This window comes from Candidatus Neomarinimicrobiota bacterium, assembly GCA_041862535.1.
Classification (GTDB): Bacteria; Fidelibacterota; Marinisomatia; order SCGC-AAA003-L08; family TS1B11.
In genome coordinates this window covers 1-3752 of record JBGVTM010000311.1, presented here as the reverse complement: position 1 = coordinate 3752, position 3752 = coordinate 1, and the positions used below count along the sequence as shown (strand labels likewise).

Genomic DNA, 3752 nt, shown 5'->3' with positions numbered 1-3752 from the left:
AGGTAAATGGAAATCGCCAAACCGGCCAGGGACAGCAACAGGCCCACCAGGCCGAAGAAATGGAGCGGCCGCTGAAAATAACGCCCGATGAACAGAACGGTAAACAGGTCCAGCAGACCGTGAAGGTATCGTGTCAGGCCGTACTTGGTTTTTCCGTACTGGCGCGGCCGGTGCCGGACCACCTTCTCCGTTACTTTGAAACCCTTATACTTGGCCAGGGCAGGTATATACCGGTGCAGTCCTCCGTAGAGCTCCACGCTCTTTGCCACCTCAGCCCGATAGACTTTCAAGCCGCAGTTTGAGTCATGGACCGGTACGCCCGTCATGAGGCGGACGACGGAGTTGAAGAGCCTGGATGGCAGCCGCCTGCTCAGCGGATCATGCCGCACCTTCTTCCATCCGCTCACCATATCCCACCCCTGCTCCAGCAGCGCCAGCATCTCGGGGACTTCCGCGGGGTCGTCCTGCAGGTCGGCGTCAAGGGTAACGATCACCTCGCCGGTGGCGATCTCAAATCCCGCCGCCAGTGCCGCCGCCTTACCGAAGTTGCGGTAAAAGGTGATGACCCGGACCCTCGCATCCTCGTCGGCGATTTCCCTCAGGACGGCCCCCGAACCATCGGTGCTGCCGTCATCGATATACACGATCTCGTGCTCCCCGCGAGCGGGCAGGGCACCGGTAATCTCCTGGTGGAGCGGGCGCAGGGAGTCCTTCTCGTTATAAAGCGGGACAACGGTGGATGTGTTCATGGCTAATAGAGATAATGTGACCTATTCCTCCTGGGCGCGAACCATAGGGGGGGTCTCTTGCTGACGGACCTGCTTGGCCCGCTCAAAGTACTCTTCGGCTTTCGCGGACTTGCCGAGCTTCAGATAAACCTCCCCCAGATGCTCCAGCACTACCGGACTGTCCGGCCTTATTGCTACACTTCTGGCAATGTATTTGTGGGCGGTCCGGTACCACTTCAGGCGGTACCAGATCCAGCCATAAGTGTCCAGAAAGGCGGCATTTTCGGGCTGCAGCTTCAGGGACTTGCGGGATAGTTTCCGGGCATACCACAGCTGCCGCCGGGAGACCTGCGACCGATCAGCAATGCTGTAGGCATAGTTGTTCATCGCCACCGCATCGTCTTCATCGGCCTTAAGCACCACCTCGTACAGCGAATCGGAAGGGGCGTATTTGCCCAGGCTTGACCAGGTGGTGGCCAGCAGGTGCTGGATGTGGCTGGCCGTTGGACGCTGTGTAAGAGCCGTAAGGAGGCAACGTTCGGCCTCGGCAAATCGGTCGGTATTGAAGTACAAATTGCCCAGAAGATAGTTGACGTCCGCATCGTCGGGGAATCGGATGATCGCCTCCTCCAGGACCTCGACAGCCCCTTGTCTGTCTTCCAGGTAGTTGCGGGCAATGGCCAGACCGGTATATCCGCCGATGCTGTCAGGGTAAACCTCCCTCATCAATTCGGAGACCGCCGCCAGTTGCTCATAGTCCGATAGCTTCTCGGCTACGTGCCCGGACAGACTCAGCACGTCCCATTGGCGGTGCCCCTGCTCAACGAGTGGGGCCAGCACGGATTGGGCCCCGTCCAGGTCTTCCAATTGAAGATAAAGCCAGGCGAGTTGAAGCGTGGTGGCCAGTGTTGCCTCGCCGGACTCTTCAAGCTGTGCAAAGGCCGCAGCGGCCTCTTCGTAACGCTTAATCTGTACACTGATCTCGGCATAAGTCCGGGTTATGCGGGGATCATCCGGCCGCTGCTGGTGAAGCCGCTGGTAGACCTGATAGGCCCGTTCAAAATCACCGATAGAGATAGCGATTTCGCCGGCCCTGGGCAGTACCTGCTCCTGGAGCGGGTCGCGATCATAAATAGCCAGATAGGCGTCTATGGCTTCGGCGAACTTCTTTTGCTGTAGCAGGAGGCCTGCCTTACGGAACAGCGGGTCCAGATCGGCAGGGTCCAGCTCCGCCCACTTGTCCAGATGCTGGACCGCTTCACCGAGGTCTTCCCGGGCCGCCGCGTTGCGCGCGAGGAATTCATAAACCAGGGGGTCGTCCGGTTGCAGCCGCTTGGCCTGCTCCCCGGCCGCTCGGGAGCGCTCGAGCTGACCCTGCCGCAGAAGGGCCTCCGCCAGGCCCAGGTAGATGGTCGCCGAGCTGGAATCATAGCTTAAAGCCCGTTCGTAGGCCGCAGCAGCCTCGCCATAGTCCCCCTGCATCATGTACAGGTCCGCATCCAGAAAGTGGGACAGGGCCCGAGTATCGTATTGCCTCACCTCCGCCTGGGTCTCCTGGCCGCAGAGCGGGCTCAGGATCAAGGAGACGGGCAACACAATGGAGGCGCAGCGCCAGGGTAGGTTTATCATAGTGTTGAAAAATTTAGAGGTAGCCCCTTCCGTAAACAATACAATCCTCGCCATCAATACACCTTCTCAAAATCACCAATCATGGCGCTCAAGCGTTACACCGTTTGAATGCCTGTATCCGCCGGAGAGTTTCCCGGGAACTGTCTGCGCGATTCCTTTATCGGGAAGGGGCTCGGCTTGGCAATTGCCGAAGTCCTAAGGTTTTTATTGACATTTACTTCCCTTCATTGTATCCTTCGCACGTCCAGGGTTCCATCTTTCCATACCCAGCACCTGTGTTTGAGGGCAGAGGAGGGGTTTGGAAATGGAACCCTGGGCTTTAACGGGTTATTACTTCCGCAACGATTTCTTATTCCCCCAATAACTCCGAACCGCGCTTCCTGGTTCCACATTATTTGCCGTATCGGTCTCAGGCTGCCATTTGCAGGAGACACCAGACACGGGCGTGAAATCATATTGCCTGAATTCCTACCCCGACCTAAGAATTTCCTTAATATTGTTTCTATTGTTCTTACCATATCCTCGTAAATTACATCCGGTGCAGATAAAGGAGGCTCCCATGGAGAGATGTTGTCAGACTGTCCAGTGGGTGCCTCTACATCTGGCACGTCCGGTGCCTTCCCTATCGCACCTAATTCCTCCGAGATACACCGGAAACAGCCCCACTTCACCGCGGGAGAAGCAGCCATGAGAAATACTATAAGCCTTTTAATCCTATCAGCCCTTTTCCTCATACAAGTCGGTCAGGGGCAAATCCCCCGGACCATGAGCTACCAGGGCGTCCTGAAAGATGCCAGCGGTAACCTGCTGAACGAATCGGTCAACCTTGCTTTCAGCCTCTATAGTGACTCCACCGGCGGTACTGAGTTGTGGGGACCCGAGACGTATTATAGTTTCGAAGTGACCGGCGGTATCTTTCAAGTGATCCTGGGGAGCAGCGTTCCCCTCGACCTTGACTTTGACACCCAGTATTGGCTGCAAATAACGGTCAACGGCGCTCCGTTGTCGCCGCGCACTCCCCTCACGTCCTCGCCCTACAGCCTGAGCGCGCAAAATGCTGTGTACGCCGACACGGCCCAGTACGCATTATCAGCCCCAACGGATGGAGCCAGCTGGTCCCTTACCGGCAACAGCGGCACTACCGCCGGGACCAACTTCCTGGGCACTACCGATAACACCGCCCTCCAGCTGCACGTGAACAACGCCCGCGCCCTGCGCCTGGAACCAAACGACATCAGCCCTAATATTATCGGTGGTTATAGCGGCAATAACCTCGCCAGTGGCGTCTGGGGCGCTACTATTGGCGGCGGTGGCGCCAGCGGAGCCGTCAACCGGATAGCCGATCATTTTGGTACGGTGGCAGGGGGCTATAAGAATGAAGCCGGAGCCGACGAC

General features: G+C 57.6%; 3 protein-coding genes. 1 reads left to right on the top strand and 2 read right to left on the bottom strand.

Translation table 11 applies throughout. The features are described 5' to 3' along the window. Together ACETWG_11220 and ACETWG_11215 are read right to left on the bottom strand one after the other, a co-directional pair. Positions 1–749: glycosyltransferase family 2 protein (locus ACETWG_11220; GenBank protein ID MFB0517156.1), on the bottom strand; the 749-nt coding region annotated here is incomplete at its 3' end. Between the two features lie 21 nt (positions 750–770). Then, entirely contained in the window at positions 771–2411 is a 1641-nt protein-coding gene (locus ACETWG_11215) for a tetratricopeptide repeat protein (protein ID MFB0517155.1), read from the bottom strand. 633 nt (positions 2412–3044) lie between these two features. On the opposite strand from ACETWG_11215, the gene ACETWG_11210 reads away from it, so the two are divergent. Continuing rightward, on the top strand, positions 3045–3752 hold a 708-nt coding region (locus ACETWG_11210), incomplete at its 3' end, for a hypothetical protein (protein MFB0517154.1).

Excerpts from the sequence above, each read along its gene's own strand:
- ACETWG_11215 (MFB0517155.1), bottom strand. The coding sequence starts at position 2,411 with ATGGCGAGGATTGTATTGTTTACGGAAGGGGCTACCTCTAAATTTTTC.